Source organism: Streptomyces sp. NPDC028928, from assembly GCF_055564915.1.
This window is the reverse complement of sequence record NZ_JBVHVI010000013.1, coordinates 26,884-42,820: the sequence shown is the minus strand read 5'-3', so window position 1 is coordinate 42,820 and position 15,937 is coordinate 26,884. Positions and strand designations below refer to the sequence as shown.

Sequence of the window (15,937 nt, the reverse complement as noted above, 5' to 3'; positions counted from 1 at the left end):
CCCGTTCCGAGGCCTCCCCCGGCGGTGCCGGGCCGCTACAGCGACCGGCGCATCGCCCGGTGCGGAAGCCCTGCGTCCGGGAACTCCGGGCCGTACGCCTCGTAGCCGAGCCGTTCGTAGAAGCCCAGGGCATGGGTCTGGGCGTGCAGGTCCACGGCGGTGAGGCCCCGCGCGCGTGCCGCGTCTTCGATGGCGCGCACCAGGGCCGCGCCGACGCCGAGCCCGCGCGCCTCGCGGGAGACGGCGAGCCGGCCCAGGGAGCCCACCGCCGGGTCACCGCCGGTCTTGGCGGCCGCCGCCTCGCCGTACAGCAGCCGCCCGGTGCCCAGCGGCACGCCGTCCGCGCGCACCGCCAGCACATGCACGGCCACGGCGTCGTGGGCGTCGTACTCGATGTCCTCGGCGACACCCTGTTCGACCACGAAGACCTCCTTGCGGACCGCGAAGCAGGCCTCGCGGTCGGCGGGGTCCTCGGCGACCCGGACGGTGTACGGCAGGCTCACGCGTACGTCTCCTCCCGGACCTGGTCGAGGGCCTTCTGGAGGTCCTCGGGGTAGTCGCTCTCGAACTCCACCCAGCTGCCGTCCCCCGGGTGCTCGAAACCGAGGCGTACGGCGTGCAGCCACTGGCGGGTCAGGCGCAGCCGCTTGGCGAGGGTCGGGTCGGCGCCGTAGGTGAGGTCGCCGACGCAGGGGTGGCGGTGGGCGGCCATGTGGACGCGGATCTGGTGGGTGCGGCCCGTCTCCAGCTTCACGTCCAGCAGGGAGGCGGCGCGGAACGCCTCGATGAGGTCGTAGTGGGTCACGGACGGCTTGCCCTCGGCCGTGACCGCCCACTTGTAGTCGTGGTTCGGGTGGCGGCCGATCGGGGCGTCGATGGTGCCGCTCGTCGGGTCCGGGTGGCCCTGGACCAGGGTGTGGTAGCGCTTGTCGACCGTGCGCTCCTTGAACTGGCGCTTGAGCGACGTGTACGCGTACTCCGACTTGGCGACCACCATCAGGCCCGAGGTCCCGACGTCCAGTCGGTGCACGATGCCCTGGCGCTCGGCGGCACCGGAGGTGGAGATCCGGTATCCGGCGGCGGCGAGGCCACCGATGACGGTGGGGCCGGACCAGCCCGGCGACGGGTGCGCGGCCACGCCGACCGGCTTGACGATCACGACCACGTCATCGTCGTCATGCACGATCTCCATGCCCTCGACCGGTTCGGCGACCACCTGCACCGGCGCGGGCGCCTGCGGCATCTCGACCTCCAGCCAGGCGCCGCCGCGCACTCGCTCGGACTTGCCGACCACCGCGCCGTCGACCTGGACCTTGCCGGCCGCGGCCAGCTCCGCCGCCTTCGTGCGGGAGAAGCCGAACATGCGGGAGATGGCGGCGTCGACGCGCTCGCCCTCCAGGCCGTCGGGCACGGGCAGGGTACGGATCTCGGGAATCGTGCTCACCCGTCGAGTATGCCGGACGGGGCGGACGGCCCCGCACGGGCCTGTGGAAAACCCGGGCTCAGTCCTTGTGGACGGTGCCGTCGGGGTCCAGGCCGCGGAAGGACAGCAGCACGATCAGGACGCCGCCGCACACGATCGCCGAGTCGGCGAGGTTGAACACCGCGAAGCCCTTGGGCGCGATGAAGTCCACGACCTCGCCCTCGAAGACGCCCGGCGCCCGGAAGATCCGGTCGGTGAGGTTGCCGAGCGCGCCGCCGAGCAGCAGGCCGAGCGCGACCGCCCAGGGGAAGCTGTACAGCTTGCGGGCCAGGCGGATGATCACCACGATCACGGCCGCGGCGATCAGCGTGAAGATCACCGTGAAGGCCGCGCCGAACCCGAAGGCGGCACCGGGGTTGCGGATCGCGTGCAGCTCCAGCAGATCCCCGACGACCTGGATCGGCGCACGGCCCTCCAGCCGGGACACGACGAGCATCTTGCTGATCAGGTCGACGGCGTACGCGAACGCGGCCACCGCGAACAGCACGGCGATCCGGCGCCCGCGGCCGGGCCGCCGCGCCGGGGCCCCCTGGCCGGGCGCGGCCGAGCCGGCGGGTGCTCCGGCCGCCGCCGTCTGCTCGCCGCCGCCGTCCGGGGTGTCCGGCGTACCGATGATGCGCTCCGCCTCTGCCACGTGAGTCCCTCAACCTAGGTGCCTGACTGAGGACGAGACTACGGCACGCCCCGAGGGCCCCTCACGCTCAGGAGCGACGTTCCTGCTTCTGCTTGCACTCCACACACAGGGTGGCCCTCGGGAACGCCTGCATACGGGCCTTGCCGATGGGCTTGCCGCAGTTCTCGCACAGGCCGTAGGTGCCCGCGTCCAGCCGTTCCAGGGCGCGCTCGGTCTGGATCAGCATCTCGCGCGCGTTGGCGGCCAGCGCCAGTTCGTGCTCGCGCGTGATGTTCTTGGTGCCGGTGTCGGCCTGGTCGTCGCCGGCGCCGTCCCCGGAGTCCCGCATCAGGCCGACCAGGGACGCCTCGGACGAGCTGATCTCCTCCTGCAGCCGCTCCACCTCGGACTGCAGCTCCGCGCGGGCCTCGGCGACCTCTTCCGGGGTCCAGGGGTCCTCGCCGGGGCGCACCGCCAGCTCGCCGGGATCCGCCGCGGCGACGCGTGCCTTGGGAACGGCGGACTGTGCCGCCGTGGCCGTGCCAGGAGTCTTCTTCGCAACCACTGTCGTGGCTCCCGTCTGCTTCGCGGCCCGCGCCGCGCCCGCTTTCTTGGCCGTGCTCTTCTCGGCGCCGGTCTTCTCGCCGGCCGTTTCCTCGATGACCGTCTCCTTGCCGACGGTTTCCCTGACGGTCGCGTTCTTGGCAACCGCGTTCTCGGCAGCCTTCTTGGCAGCCGCTTTCTTGACGGTCGTCTCGGCGTCGGCCGTCTTCTTCACGGCCGTCTTCTTCACGGCCGTCTTCTTCGCAACCGCCTGTTTCGTGGCCGTCTGCTGCGTGGCCGTCCTCTTCGCTCCGGCCTTCACGGCTACAGCCGTCTTCTTCGCCGCCACCTCCTTCAGCGCCGTCTTCTCGGCGACCGCCTTCCTGTCGGCGACCGCCTTCTTGTCGGCCGTCTTCGCAGCCGCGCTCCTCCTGGCGACCGCGTCGACAGTCGCCGTCTTCCCGGCAGGCGCCTTCTTGGCAGCCGCCTTCTTGGCAGCCGTCCTCGTCGCGGCCGTCTTCTCGGCAGCCGCCTGCTCGACAGCCGTCTTCGTCGCGGCCGTCTTGCCGGGGGCCGCCTTCTTGGTGGCAGGCCTCGCGCCGGTCTTCCCGGTCGCCGGCTGCTGTACGGCGGTCTTCTTCGCCACCATGGCCGCGGCCCCTTCACATATTGTGATCTTGCTCGCGAATCGTGCTGGGACGATAAATCGACTCGAGTCCCGCGGCAACGGGGCACACCGCCCGATTCGCCCGCCCGCACCCCCCGAGCCGCGGGCCTGCATCCGTTGTGCCCAGCTCCCCGCCGGGTAATCCGGCGGGCCCGCGCCGCCCGGACCCGGACGCCCGCCCCCTCGCCATTCGGGTCATCCGCCCCGGTCACCCGGCGTCCGCCGGCGCCGCGCGGAAAACCGGTCCGCCGCTGTCCGCGCGGCGCCGTACACTGGGCGGAGCGAAAAGCGTGGATGGGGACGAGTAGCGGCGTACGCAGCCCACAGCGACCCGGGGACGGTGTGAGCCCGGGGGCGAGCGCGACGTGAAGATCACCCCGGAGCCGCCGGAAGAAAGCCGCAGCCGCAGGGCGACGGCGAGTAGAACCGGCTTCGCGACCCCAATGAGGGGGCTCACCGGCGCGTACGGCGCGGCGGAGGGCCAAGGAGGGTGGTACCGCGGGAGCGCGCCGCACACGGCGTAGACAGGAATGAAGGCTCTCGTCCCTCCGACGGAAGGCAGCAAGTCCGTTGGAGGATGCTCGCAGATGACAGCGCCGACGTACCGCCAGGTGCCCGCACAGGTCGACCTGCCCGCTCTTGAGCACGCCGTGCTCGACTTCTGGCGCGAGCAGAAGATCTTCGCCAAGAGCCTGGAGCAGTCCGAGGGCCGCCCCGAGTGGGTGTTCTACGAGGGCCCGCCCACCGCCAACGGCATGCCCGGCGCCCACCACATCGAGGCCCGCGTCTTCAAGGACGTCTTCCCCCGCTTCCGCACCATGCGCGGCTACCACGTGGCCCGCAAGGCCGGCTGGGACTGCCACGGCCTCCCGGTGGAGCTGGCCGTCGAGAAGGAGCTGGGCTTCTCCGGCAAGAAGGACATCGAGGCGTACGGCATCGCCGAGTTCAACGCCAAGTGCCGGGAGTCCGTGCTCCGCCACACCGACGCCTTCTCCGACCTGACGACCCGCATGGGCTACTGGGTCGACCTGGACGACGCCTACGTCACCATGGACCCCGAGTACATCGAGTCGGTCTGGTGGTCGCTGAAGGAGATCTTCAACAAGGGCCTGCTGGTCCAGGACCACCGCGTCGCCCCCTGGTGCCCGCGCTGCGGCACCGGCCTGTCCGACCACGAGCTGGCGCAGGGCTACGAGACGGTCGTGGACCCGTCCGTGTACGTCCGTTTCCCGCTCACCTCCGGTCCGCTCGCCGGCGAGGCCGCGCTCCTGGTGTGGACGACGACCCCCTGGACCCTGGTGTCCAACACGGCGGTCGCCGCGCACCCTGAGGTCACCTACGTCGTCGCGACCAACGGCGAGGAGAAGCTCGTCGTCGCCGAGCCGCTCGTCGCCAAGGCGCTCGGCGAGGGCTGGGAGACCACGGGCCAGACCTTCACCGGCGCCGAGATGGAGCGCTGGACGTACCAACGTCCGTTCGAGCTGGTCGAGTTCCCGCAGCCCGCGCACTTCGTGGTGAACGCCGACTACGTCACCACCGAGGACGGTACGGGTCTGGTCCACCAGTCCCCGGCCTTCGGTGAGGACGACCTCAAGGTCTGCCGGTCCTACGGCCTGCCGGTCGTGAACCCGGTCCGCCCGGACGGCACCTTCGAGGAGGACGTCCCGCTGGTCGGGGGCGTCTTCTTCAAGAAGGCGGACGAAAAGCTCACCGAGGACCTGAACCAGCGCGGCCTCCTCTTCAAGCACCTGCCGTACGAACACAGCTACCCGCACTGCTGGCGCTGCCACACCGCGCTGCTCTACTACGCGCAGCCCTCCTGGTACATCCGCACGACGGCCGTCAAGGACCGGCTGATCCAGGAGAACGAGAAGACCAACTGGTTCCCCGAGACGGTCAAGCACGGCCGCTACGGCGACTGGCTGAACAACAACATCGACTGGGCGCTGTCCCGCAACCGCTACTGGGGCACCCCGCTGCCGATCTGGCGCTGCGAGGACGACCACCTCACCTGCGTCGGCTCCCGCGCGGAGCTGACCGAGCTGACCGGCACCGACCAGTCGGGCCTGGACCCGCACCGCCCGTACATCGACGGGGTCGCCTTCGCCTGCCCGCAGGAGGGCTGCGGCAAGAAGGCCACGCGCGTGCCGGAGGTCATCGACGCCTGGTACGACTCGGGCTCGATGCCGTTCGCGCAGTGGGGCTACCCGTACAAGAACAAGGAGCTGTTCGAGAGCCGCTACCCGGCGCAGTTCATCTCCGAGGCGATCGACCAGACCCGTGGGTGGTTCTACACGCTGATGGCCGTCGGCACCCTCGTCTTCGACAAGTCGTCGTACGAGAACGTGGTCTGCCTCGGCCACATCCTGGCCGAGGACGGCCGCAAGATGTCCAAGCACCTGGGCAACATCCTGCAGCCGATCCCGCTCATGGACCAGCACGGCGCGGACGCGGTGCGCTGGTTCATGGCGGCCGGCGGCTCCCCGTGGGCCGCGCGCCGGGTCGGCCACGGCACCATCCAGGAAGTCGTCCGCAAGACGCTGCTGACCTACTGGAACACGGTCGCCTTCCAGGCGCTGTACGCCCGTACGTCGAACTGGGCGCCCTCCGCGGCGGACCCGGCCCCGGCCGAGCGCCCGGTGCTGGACCGCTGGCTGCTGTCCGAGCTGCACGCGCTGACCGACCAGGTCACCCAGGCGCTGGAGGCGTACGACACCCAGCGCGCCGGCAAGCTGCTGTCCGCGTTCGTGGACGACCTCTCGAACTGGTACGTCCGCCGCTCCCGCCGCCGCTTCTGGCAGGGCGACAAGGCCGCGCTGCGCACGCTGCACGAGGTGCTGGAGACGGTCACCAAGCTGATGGCGCCGATCACCCCGTTCATCACCGAGCGGGTGTGGCAGGACCTGATCGTCCCGGTCACCCCGAGCGCACCGGAGTCCGTGCACCTGGCCGCCTGGCCGGAGGCGGACCTGTCGGCGATCGACCCGGAGCTGTCGAAGCAGATGGTCCTGGTCCGCCGGCTGGTGGAGCTGGGCCGCGCCACACGCGCGGAGTCGGGCGTCAAGACCCGTCAGCCGCTGTCCCGGGCGCTGATCGCGGCGACCGGGTTCGAGGCCCTGGACCCGGAGCTGCACACGCAGATCACCGAGGAGCTGAACGTCTCGTCGCTCGCCTCCCTGTCCGAGGTCGGCGGCAGCCTGGTCGACACGACCGCCAAGGCGAACTTCCGGGCCCTCGGCAAGCGGTTCGGCAAGCGGGTGCAGGACGTGGCGAAGGCGATCGCCGCCGCCGACGCCGCCGCGCTGTCCCTGGCCCTGCGCGAGGGCACGGCCTCCGTGGAGGTCGACGGTGAGACGGTCACCCTCGCCCCGGACGAGGTGATCATCACCGAGACCCCGCGCGAGGGCTGGTCGGTGGCCTCCGACTCCGGTGCCACGGTGGCGCTGGACCTGGAGATCACCGAGGAACTGCGGCAGGCGGGCCTGGCCCGTGACGCGATCCGGCTGATCCAGGAGGCCCGCAAGAACAGCGGGTTGGACGTGGCCGACCGGATCGCTCTGCGGTGGACCTCCACGGACACCGCGGTCGTCGCGGCGCTCACCGAGCACGCGGGCCTGATCGCCGACGAGGTCCTCGCGACGGACTTCGGCCAGGGTGAGGCCGACGACAGCTTCGGTGAGCCGTTCACCGACGAGGGTCTGTCGCTGACGTTCCGACTGCGCAAGGCGTAAGCGCCGAGCAGCCGGAAGGCCCGGTCCCTGTACGGGGGCCGGGCCTTCGGTGTCACGGAAGAGCGACCAGGTGCGCCGGGGCGGGCCGGATTCGAACCGGCGTCCTCCTAGATGCCATCGAGGCGCGACGACCATCTGCGCTACGCGCCCCGGCGCACGGAGAACGCTACCGGAAACGATCAGCCCCGCGCCCCTGGGGCACTGACCCGGCACCGACACCGCAACCCGCGTAAATAGGGCGGGCCCCCGGGACCGAAGTCCGGGGGGCCCGCCCTATCAGACGCTGCCGACGCCGTTGTCGTACCGGTCTTCGTGACCCGTCAGTTGTCGTCCTCGTCGATCAGGAACCCACGCATCGGCGAGGGAGCCTGACCCATCGGGGACGGACCCTGCGGACGGACCGGGGCCATGGGCTGGGTCATGGCCGGGGTCATCTGCTGCTGACCGCCGTAGGACGGAGCCGACGGAGCGGGCGAACCGCCCATCGTCTGGTTGCCGCCGTAGGACGGGGCGCTCGCACCGGCCGGGGCCATGGAGGGCGCCGGGGACGGCGGCAGGGACGCGGTGGCCGGGGTGCGCGGCGGGGCCAGGGAGTCGTCGGCCTGGGTCTCCAGCTGACGCAGCTGGGACTCCAGGTACGACTTCAGGCGCGTGCGGTACTCGCGTTCGAAGCCGCGCAGGTCCTCGACCTTGCGCTCCAGCGTGGCACGCGCGGACTCCAGGGAGCCCATGGCGACGCGGTGCTTCTCCTGCGCGTCCCGCTCCAGGGCGTCGGCCTTGGCACGGGCGTCACGCTCCAGACCCTCGGCGCGGCTGCGGGCCTCGCCGACGATCTTGTTGGCCTCGGAGCGGGCCTCGGCGATCGCCTGGTCGGCGGTCTGCTGGGCCAGCGAGAGGACACGGGCGGCGCTGTCGCCACCGGGGCCCTGACCGGGGCCGCCCATCGGACCGCCCATGGGGCCGCCCATCGGACCACCCATCTGCTGCTGCATGGGCGGCTGGCCGCCCATCGGGCCCTGACCCATCGGACCCTGGCCCATCGGGCCGGGACCCTGCGGGCCGCCCTGACCGCCGGGGCCGGCGGGCAGCTGCGGGGCACCGCTCGGCAGCTGGGGCGGACCACCCATGGGGCCGCCCATCTGCTGCTGCGGCGGGCCCGATATGCCGGCGGGCACCGGCTGGCCGGGTCCTCGCATGCCCTGCTGCTGAGGATGCTGCTGCTGGTCCTGCTCCGGGGGCTTGCGCATGTTCTGCTGGTTCTGCGCGGCAGCCCGCGTGGCCGCAGCCAGCTTGGCGCGCAGGTCCTCGTTCTCGCGGAGCAGACGGGTCAGTTCGGCTTCGACCTCGTCGAGGAAGGCATCGACCTCGTCCTCGTCATAGCCTTCTCGGAGGCGGACGGTCGTGAACTGCTTGTTCCGCACGTCCTCGGGGGTCAACGGCATCTCTTCACCTCAACGTAGTCATCGGCAGTCGGCAAGACCGGATCGTCCCCACCCTCATCTCACGAAGCTCTGCGCGATGGAGATGAGAATGTAGACGATGATCATCAGTACGAAGAAGGACAGGTCGAGCGCCACGCCCCCGAGACGCAGCGGCGGGATGAACCGCCGCAGAAGCTTCAGCGGTGGATCGGTGACAGTGTAGGTGGCCTCCAGTACGACCACCATCGCCTTGCCGGGTTGCCACGAGCGGGCGAACTGGAAGACGTAGTCCATGACGAGCCGGAAGATGAGCACGACGAGGAACACCATCAGCGCGATGTAGATCACCTGCGCGAACACGCTCATGGCCTGTGGTTCCCTCTCCCCTGTCCGTGCTCTTCCGTGCTTCGGTCCGGTCGTACGTCTCAGCTCTGGTTGAAGAACCCGCCCTCTGCGATGCGGGCCTTGTCCTCCGCCGTGACATCGACGTTAGCAGGAGACAACAGGAACACCTTCTGCGTCACCCGCTCGATGCTGCCGTGAAGACCAAACACCAAACCGGCCGCAAAGTCGACAAGTCGCTTCGCGTCTGTGTCATCCATCTCAGTCAGATTCATGATCACCGGGGTGCCCTCACGGAAGTGTTCCCCGATGGTACGGGCCTCGTTGTAGGTCCGCGGGTGAAGCGTGGTGATCCGGTAAGGCTCTCGTTCGGACACGACCTTGGGCATGATCACCGGTGCGTTCTTCTCCAGGGACTGACGTTCTTGTGTGATGGATGCCACGGGCGCGATGCGCGCCGGACGTCCGGATTCCGCGGCGAGCGAAGCCGAACGGGCCACCGGCTCGCGAGGCGCGGGCGGTTGCACGATTCGCACCTCTTCGTCCCTTTGGGACTGATGTGCGCCGTGCGACTGGTGTGACGGTTCGTGCCGTCGGTGGTCCCGCTCCGGCTCCGGGTCCAGTTCGGGCTCGAAGTCGTCGTCGGGGTCGAATCCGCGGCCGTCGTACCCATCGTCCTCCACGAGGCCGAGGTAGACCGCCATCTTGCGCATCGCGCCGGCCATGCTCTGAGTCCTCCGCTCTGTGGTGGATCGACTGACGACTGCCAAGTGCCCGCGATCCACGTGGTCCTTGCGCCCGCCTTGGCGCGCATTGACCATATTTTCTGCTGTGGTCCGACTTCCTGGCGACGTTACCCGAGCCTGGGGCGGACTCCGAGTACCGCGGTGCCGACGCGCACATGTGTCGCCCCGGCGGCCACGGCCTGTTCGAGGTCCGCGCTCATCCCTGCCGACACCATGGTTGCAGCCGGATGAGCTCGGCGCAGGTCAGTCGACAAATCCATGAGCCGCTCGAACGCCGCCTGTTCGCGCCCCGCGTACTCCCCGGTGAGCGGAGCGACGGTCATCAGCCCGTCGAGCCGCAGCCCGGGCGCCTCGGCGACGAGGTCGGCCAACTCTTCGATTCCTTCCGGGGCCACGCCACCACGGTCACCCCTGCCGCTCGCGCCGGCGTCGAACGCGACCTGGATGAGACAGCCCACCTCGCGCCCCGCCCGCACCGCCTCCTTCGACAGCGCGGTGACCAGCCGGGACCGGTCGACGGACTGCACGACGTCGGCGTAACCGACCACGGATCGCACCTTGTTGGTCTGCAACTGACCGACAAAGTGCCACTTCAGGGGCAGATCCGCACAGGCGGCGGCCTTCGGGGCCGCGTCCTGGTCGCGGTTCTCGGCGACATGGCGCACACCGAGTTCCGACAGCATCCGCACATCGCTCGCCGGGTAGGTCTTGGTGACCACGATCAGGGTCACCTCCTCCCGCGCGCGCCCGGCCGCCGCGCACGCGGCGGTGATGCGCTCCTCCACCTTCGCCAGATTCGCGGCGAGTTCGGTCTTACGGTCCGTCATGCCCCATCAGTCCAGCCAGACGTAGCCGGCGAGCCGCCCGGTGGTGCGGTCGCGGCGGTACGAGAAGTGGTCGCCCGACTCCAGCGTGCACACCGGCGCCTGCGCCCGGTCGCACACCCCGAGCCGGTCGAGCTGCGCGTGCACGCCGGCGCTCACGTCGACCGCCGGCGTGCCCCAGCTCGTTTCGGCGTGCGCCGCCGGCTCCACGGCGGCCACCTCGGCGCGCATCGCCTCCGGCACCTCGTAGCACCGGCCGCAGACGGCCGGTCCGGTGCGGGCGACGATCCGGCCCGGTTCGGCGCCGAGTTCGGCCATGGCCCGTACGGCGGCGGGGACGACCCCCTTGACCATGCCGGGCCGGCCCGCGTGGACCGCGGCGGCGACCCCGGCGACGGGGTCGGCCAGCAGCACCGGGACGCAGTCGGCGGTGAGGACGGCGAGGGCGAGTCCGCGGCGGGCGGTGACGATCGCGTCGACCTCCGGCACCGTCTTCTCGCCCCACGGCTCGTCCACCACGGCGACATCGGCCCCGTGCACCTGGTTCATCCAGACGACCTGGGCGGGGTCCAGGTCCAGCGACTTGGCCGCCAGTTCCCGGTTGCCCCGCACCGCCTCGGGCGTGTCGCCGACCGCGCCGCCGAGGTTCAGCTCCTCATACGGAGCGGCGCTCACCCCGCCCCACCGGTCGGTGAAGGCGAAGTGCGCGCCGCTCACGCTCTCGCGCTGTCCTATCACTTGAGGAAGTCCGGGACGTCCAGTTCCTCGGCCGCGCTGTCCGAGTAGGCGGGCCGCGGCGCCGGCGTGACCGGCGGCGGGACCGGGATGTCGGCCACCGGCTCGGGCGCCGGCTCCGGCTCCTCCTTCGGCTTGACGCTGCCCAGCGAGCCGAAGGACGGACGGCTGGGCTCGCTCGGCCGGGCGGCCGGGGCGGGCTCCTCGCGGCGGGCGGAGGCCGAGCCGGAGGAGGCCGAGCCGAGGACGTTGTCCCGGCGGGCCGGCGGCTGGCCGCCGTCGAAGCCGGCCGCGATCACGGTGACCCGCACCTCGTCGCCGAGGGCGTCGTCGATGACCGCGCCGAAGATGATGTTGGCCTCGGGGTGGGCGGCCTCACTGACCAGCTGGGCGGCCTCGTTGATCTCGAACAGGCCGAGGTCGGAGCCGCCGGAGATGGAGAGCAGCACGCCCCGGGCGCCGTCGATGGACGCCTCCAGCAGCGGCGAGGAGATCGCCATCTCGGCCGCGGCCACCGCGCGGTCGTCGCCGCGGGCCGAGCCGATGCCCATGAGGGCCGAACCGGCCTCGGACATGACCGACTTGACGTCGGCGAAGTCGAGGTTGATCAGGCCGGGGGTGGTGATGAGGTCGGTGATGCCCTGGACACCGGAGAGCAGGACCTGGTCGGCGGACTTGAAGGCGTCCAGGACCGAGACCTGGCGGTCGGAGATGGACAGCAGCCGGTCGTTCGGGATCACGATGAGGGTGTCGACCTCTTCGCGGAGTTCGGCGATGCCGTCCTCGGCCTGGTTCGCACGGCGCCGTCCCTCGAAGGTGAACGGGCGGGTGACCACGCCGATGGTGAGGGCGCCGAGCGAGCGCGCGATGTTGGCCACGACGGGGGCCCCGCCGGTGCCGGTGCCGCCGCCTTCACCGGCCGTCACGAAGACCATGTCGGCCCCCTTGAGGACCTCCTCGATCTCCTCGCGGTGGTCCTCGGCGGCCTTGCGGCCGACGGCCGGGTTGGCTCCGGCGCCGAGTCCGCGGGTGAGTTCGCGGCCGACGTCGAGCTTGACGTCGGCGTCGCTCATCAACAGCGCCTGTGCGTCGGTGTTGATGGCGATGAACTCGACGCCCTTGAGACCGACCTCGATCATCCGGTTGATGGCATTGACACCACCGCCGCCGACACCGATGACCTTGATGACTGCGAGGTAGTTCTGCGGTGCTGCCACGTCGAAGGCCTCTCGCCTCGAATTACGTTGTCGCCGCCGGGCGGTGCCCCGCGCCGGGACGACGGATGCCGAATGGGACGGTCCGTAGCGCCGACCCGAACCCTAACCCTGAAGTTTAGGGTTACCAGTGTGTCTGTTCCCTGGAGTCTTCTGAACAGGACACTAAGTCGACAAGTGGCGCCCGTTCAACGAACACGCCGAACCTCCCGTTTTTCTTTTCACCCTATGTGATCAGCCGTAGCAGTGCCCAACCAGGGTGCTGGCCTGCGCTGATGTGCGTCAACTCCCCGATGACGCAGGGGCGGTGGGAACGCTGACATCGAAGTGCCGCGCGCCGGGAGCTGCTTTCATGAGAGCCGTGAGGGCTCGTGCCTTGGCGCGGCCGTTCTCGCCGCTGCCCCATGCCACCGTGCGGCCGTCGCCCAACTCCAGCGAGATGGCGTCGTAGGAGCGGACTCGGACGTTCCGGGTGGCCCGCGCCACGGCGGCGGGCAGGTCACCGGCGGCCCGGACGGCCTCGCGCACCAGGCGGTCCCTGCCGAAGCGCCGGAAGCTCGCGGCGCCCGGACCGGTCCGGGAAGCGGACAATTCCAGCATCGGAACGCCGTTCGGCGCCTGCGAAACCGTAGCGAACCGGACACCTTCGTCATCGACTTCGACGAAGTTCCGGCCCTTTCGGACCAGCAGAACCGGAGTGCGCTCGATCACTTTCAGACCGATTCCATGCGGCCAGGAACGAACCACATCCACGGTGTCGATTCGGGGCAATTTCCGGCGGAGCCGGGCCTCGATGCCCTCCGTGTCGACGGAAATCATCGGCTTCCCGACGGGCACGGCCGCCGCCGCCCGCACCTCGGCGGGCGTCAGCACGCGCGTGCCCGACACCGAGACGTGGTCGACGCGCAGCCACCGCGAGCCGTACAACGCCCAGGCGGAACCGGCCACGAGGAGCACCAGAACGGCGGCCAGGATGACGATCGTACGAACGCGGGGCCACTTGGGCCCACGGGCGGGCGGCGGGCCGGACGACTCCTGCTGGCGTTCACCGCGCTCGGCGGTGGAGGGTCCGGCCACGCTGCTCACTGCCCTTTCGTCATACGGTCCTATCGGCGCGAGGCGATCGCCTCGTACACCATGCCGACGAGCAGGTCGTCGGCGTCCCGGCGGCCGAACTCGCTTGCCGCGCGGGACATCTCGTACAGCCGGTGCGGGTCGGCGAGCACGGGCAGCACGTTCTGCTGCACCCACTCGGGCGTCAGCTCCGCGTCGTCCACGAGGAGTCCGCCGCCCGCCTTGACCACCGGCTGGGCGTTGAGCCGCTGTTCGCCGTTGCCGATGGGCAGCGGGACGTAGGCGGCCGGGAGCCCTACGGCGGAGAGTTCGGCGACGGTCATCGCGCCCGCGCGGCAGAGCATCATGTCGGCCGCGGCGTACGCGAGGTCCATCCGGTCCAGGTAACTTACCGGGATGTAGGGGGGCATCCCCGGCATCTGCTGCACCTGCGGCAGTTCGTTCTTCGGGCCGACCGCGTGCAGGATCTGGATGCCGGCCTGCTGCAGCCACGGGGCGACCGTCTGCGTCACCTCGTTCAGCCGGCGGGCGCCCTGCGAGCCGCCGGAGACCAGCAGCGTGGGCAGGTTCGGGTCGAGCCCGAAGCGGTGGCGGGCCTCGGGCCGGACGGCGGCGCGGTCCAGCGTGGCGATGGAGCGGCGCAGCGGGATGCCGATGTAGCGGGCGTCACGCAGCTTGCTGTCCGGGGTGGAGACGGCGACCCTGGCCGCGTACCGCGAGCCGATCTTGTTGGCCAGGCCCGGGCGGGCGTTGGCCTCGTGGATCACGATGGGCACGCCGAGGCGCTTGGCGGCCAGGTAGCCGGGCAGGGCGACGTAACCGCCGAAGCCGACCACGACGTCCGCCTTGGTGCGCTCCAGGATCTGCTCGGCGGCCTTGATCGTGCCGCGCAGCCGGCCCGGGACGGTGATCAGCTCAGGGGTGGGCTTGCGCGGCAGCGGAACCGCCGGGATCAGCGCCAGCTCGTAGCCGCGCTCCGGGACGAGCCGGGTCTCCAGGCCGCGCTCCGTGCCCAGGGCCGTGATCCCCACGGTCGGGTCCTGCCTGCGCAGGGCGTCCGCGAGGGCGAGCGCGGGCTCGATGTGGCCGGCGGTCCCCCCACCGGCGAGTACGACATGCACCGAAATTCACCGCTCTCCGGACGAACGCGCCGCCGAGGCACGCCGTCGCATCGTGTTCCATCTCCGAGGCCCCCGCTCGGCACCGGAGCCTCCCGCCCGCTTTCTACCAAAGCGAGGTTGCCGCATCGCAAGCGCTGCCCGCGCAGCGGGCTCGTCGCGCGCGAAGGCGATCAGCAGCCCGATGGCGAACATGGTCGGCAGCAGGGCGGACCCTCCGTAGGAGAACAGCGGGAGCGGGACGCCGGCGATCGGCAGCAGACCGAGCACCGCACCGATGTTGATCACCGCCTGGGCGGTGATCCAGGTGGTCACGCCTCCCGCGGCGTACCTCACGAAGGGGTCCTCCGTGCGTCCGGCCACGCGGATACCCGCATAGCCTAGAGCCGCGAACAGGGCGAGCACCGACAGCGTCCCCGCCAGGCCCAGTTCCTCACCGGTGACGGCGAAGATGAAGTCGGTGTGGGCTTCCGGGAGTTGGCCCCATTTTTCCACACTCGCACCGAGTCCGGAACCGAAGAGTCCGCCGGAGGCGAGAGCATAGATCCCGTGCACGGCCTGCCAGCAGTCGGCGACCCCGGTCTTCGGCTCGGTGGCGCCGATGCAGGCGAGCCGGGCCATCCGGTTGGGGCTGGTCTTGATGAGGGTCACACCGATCAGGCCGGCGACGGACAGCACGCCCGCGAACAGCCGGGTCGGCGCCCCCGCGAGCCACAGCAGGCCGAAGAGGATCGCCGTGAGGATGATCGCGGTGCCCATGTCGCCGCCGAGCATGATCAGCCCGAGCAGCAGGAAGGCGACCGGGACCAGCGGCACCAGCATGTGCTTCCACTGGGTCAGCAGCTTCCTCTCCTGCTTGCGGGCGATCAGGTCCGCGCCCCACAGCACCAGGGCGAGCTTGCCGAACTCGCTGGGCTGGATCTGGAAGGAGCCGCCGAGGGAGATCCAGTTCTGGTTGCCGTTGACCGCCATCCCTATCCCGGGGACCTGCACCAGGGCCATCAGGAAGACGGCGCCGGCGAGGATCGGGTAGGCCAGCGCCCGGTGCAGTTTCACCGGCATGCGGGAGGCGACGAACAGCAGTGCGCCGCCGATGAGCGCGGCGAGGGCCTGCTTGCGGAAGAAGTACGAGCCGGGCAGCGAGAGCTGGAGCGCGGTGATCTGGGAGGCCGAGTAGACCATCACCAGACCCAGCACGGTGATCAGCACGCTGCCGCCGACGATCAGGTAGTAGGCGGTCAGCGGCCGGTCCCAGGCCCTGCGCGCACGCGTGTAGAGCCGTTGGACGGGGTTCTCGCGCGGGGGCCGGGGAACGGCGGGACGCGGGCGCCGGGACGCCCGCTGCACGGGCGGCTTTCCGGTACGGCTACTGGGCATCGGCGCCTCCACTGAACGTCGACCGTCCCACGCGTCCCTCCCAAGATCC

The 15,937-nt window shown here is 70.7% G+C and carries 14 protein-coding genes and 1 tRNA gene; 1 reads left to right on the top strand and 14 read right to left on the bottom strand.

The annotated features are described in order from the left end of the window. Window positions 1–35: 35 nt before the first annotated feature. The 4 genes from ACZ4U1_RS28870 to ACZ4U1_RS28855 form a co-directional block, all read right to left on the bottom strand. Window positions 36–503: a GNAT family N-acetyltransferase gene (locus ACZ4U1_RS28870; RefSeq protein WP_467907080.1), complete on the bottom strand. Its 468-nt coding sequence runs from the start codon at window positions 501–503 to the stop codon at window positions 36–38. After that, the gene (locus tag ACZ4U1_RS28865; protein ID WP_189303773.1) at window positions 500–1,444 is read right to left on the bottom strand and encodes an RluA family pseudouridine synthase; all 945 of its coding nucleotides are present in this window, start codon (window positions 1,442–1,444) and stop codon (window positions 500–502) included. Before ACZ4U1_RS28865 ends, ACZ4U1_RS28870 begins: the two co-directional genes overlap by 4 nt. Window positions 1,445–1,502: 58 nt before the next feature. Then, window positions 1,503–2,117, bottom strand: coding sequence for a signal peptidase II (gene lspA, locus ACZ4U1_RS28860; RefSeq protein WP_467907079.1), 615 nt, complete (start codon window positions 2,115–2,117; stop codon window positions 1,503–1,505). A 67-nt stretch (window positions 2,118–2,184) separates the two neighbouring features. Next, entirely contained in the window at window positions 2,185–3,288 is a 1,104-nt protein-coding gene (locus ACZ4U1_RS28855) for a TraR/DksA C4-type zinc finger protein (protein ID WP_467907078.1), read from the bottom strand. A gap of 605 nt (window positions 3,289–3,893) precedes the next feature. Here ACZ4U1_RS28855 and ileS point away from each other — a divergent pair. After that, window positions 3,894–7,037, top strand: a complete 3,144-nt coding sequence (ileS, locus tag ACZ4U1_RS28850) for an isoleucine--tRNA ligase (RefSeq protein WP_467907077.1) — start codon at window positions 3,894–3,896, stop codon at window positions 7,035–7,037. A gap of 76 nt (window positions 7,038–7,113) precedes the next feature. On the opposite strand, the gene ACZ4U1_RS28845 is transcribed toward ileS, so the two are convergent. The 10 genes from ACZ4U1_RS28845 to ftsW form a co-directional block, all read right to left on the bottom strand. After that, a tRNA-Ala gene (locus ACZ4U1_RS28845) sits at window positions 7,114–7,188 on the bottom strand. A gap of 169 nt (window positions 7,189–7,357) precedes the next feature. Continuing rightward, the gene (locus tag ACZ4U1_RS28840; protein ID WP_467907076.1) at window positions 7,358–8,479 is read right to left on the bottom strand and encodes a DivIVA domain-containing protein; all 1,122 of its coding nucleotides are present in this window, start codon (window positions 8,477–8,479) and stop codon (window positions 7,358–7,360) included. Window positions 8,480–8,533: 54 nt separating this feature from the next. Then, complete coding sequence (locus ACZ4U1_RS28835) at window positions 8,534–8,824, bottom strand: YggT family protein (RefSeq protein ID WP_059248823.1); 291 nt, start codon at window positions 8,822–8,824, stop codon at window positions 8,534–8,536. Window positions 8,825–8,883: 59 nt separating this feature from the next. Further along, the gene (locus tag ACZ4U1_RS28830) at window positions 8,884–9,525 is read right to left on the bottom strand and encodes a cell division protein SepF (RefSeq protein WP_055633826.1); all 642 of its coding nucleotides are present in this window, start codon (window positions 9,523–9,525) and stop codon (window positions 8,884–8,886) included. A gap of 128 nt (window positions 9,526–9,653) precedes the next feature. Continuing rightward, a complete protein-coding gene (locus ACZ4U1_RS28825) occupies window positions 9,654–10,373 on the bottom strand; it encodes a YggS family pyridoxal phosphate-dependent enzyme (protein WP_467907075.1) in 720 nt (239 codons plus the stop codon). 6 nt (window positions 10,374–10,379) lie between these two features. Further along, the gene (pgeF, locus tag ACZ4U1_RS28820) at window positions 10,380–11,108 is read right to left on the bottom strand and encodes a peptidoglycan editing factor PgeF (protein WP_467907074.1); all 729 of its coding nucleotides are present in this window, start codon (window positions 11,106–11,108) and stop codon (window positions 10,380–10,382) included. Then, the gene (gene ftsZ, locus ACZ4U1_RS28815; protein ID WP_467907073.1) at window positions 11,105–12,322 is read right to left on the bottom strand and encodes a cell division protein FtsZ; all 1,218 of its coding nucleotides are present in this window, start codon (window positions 12,320–12,322) and stop codon (window positions 11,105–11,107) included. Before ftsZ ends, pgeF begins: the two co-directional genes overlap by 4 nt. A gap of 279 nt (window positions 12,323–12,601) precedes the next feature. Next, window positions 12,602–13,396, bottom strand: a complete 795-nt coding sequence (locus tag ACZ4U1_RS28810; RefSeq protein WP_467907318.1) for a cell division protein FtsQ/DivIB — start codon at window positions 13,394–13,396, stop codon at window positions 12,602–12,604. Between the two features lie 29 nt (window positions 13,397–13,425). Beyond that, a complete protein-coding gene (murG, locus tag ACZ4U1_RS28805; RefSeq protein ID WP_467907072.1) occupies window positions 13,426–14,514 on the bottom strand; it encodes an undecaprenyldiphospho-muramoylpentapeptide beta-N-acetylglucosaminyltransferase in 1,089 nt (362 codons plus the stop codon). A 6-nt stretch (window positions 14,515–14,520) separates the two neighbouring features. After that, window positions 14,521–15,888, bottom strand: a complete 1,368-nt coding sequence (gene ftsW / locus ACZ4U1_RS28800; RefSeq protein ID WP_388313352.1) for a putative lipid II flippase FtsW — start codon at window positions 15,886–15,888, stop codon at window positions 14,521–14,523. Between the last annotated feature and the right edge of the window lie 49 nt (window positions 15,889–15,937).

Coding starts and splice junctions, on each gene's coding strand:
- ileS (WP_467907077.1), top strand. CDS start 3,894: ATGACAGCGCCGACGTACCGCCAGGTGCCCGCACAGGTCGACCTGCCC.
- ACZ4U1_RS28825 (WP_467907075.1), bottom strand. CDS start 10,373: ATGACGGACCGTAAGACCGAACTCGCCGCGAATCTGGCGAAGGTGGAG.
- ACZ4U1_RS28840 (WP_467907076.1), bottom strand. CDS start 8,479: ATGCCGTTGACCCCCGAGGACGTGCGGAACAAGCAGTTCACGACCGTC.
- ACZ4U1_RS28835 (WP_059248823.1), bottom strand. CDS start 8,824: ATGAGCGTGTTCGCGCAGGTGATCTACATCGCGCTGATGGTGTTCCTC.
- ftsW (WP_388313352.1), bottom strand. CDS start 15,888: ATGCCCAGTAGCCGTACCGGAAAGCCGCCCGTGCAGCGGGCGTCCCGG.
- ACZ4U1_RS28855 (WP_467907078.1), bottom strand. CDS start 3,288: ATGGTGGCGAAGAAGACCGCCGTACAGCAGCCGGCGACCGGGAAGACC.
- ACZ4U1_RS28830 (WP_055633826.1), bottom strand. CDS start 9,525: ATGGCCGGCGCGATGCGCAAGATGGCGGTCTACCTCGGCCTCGTGGAG.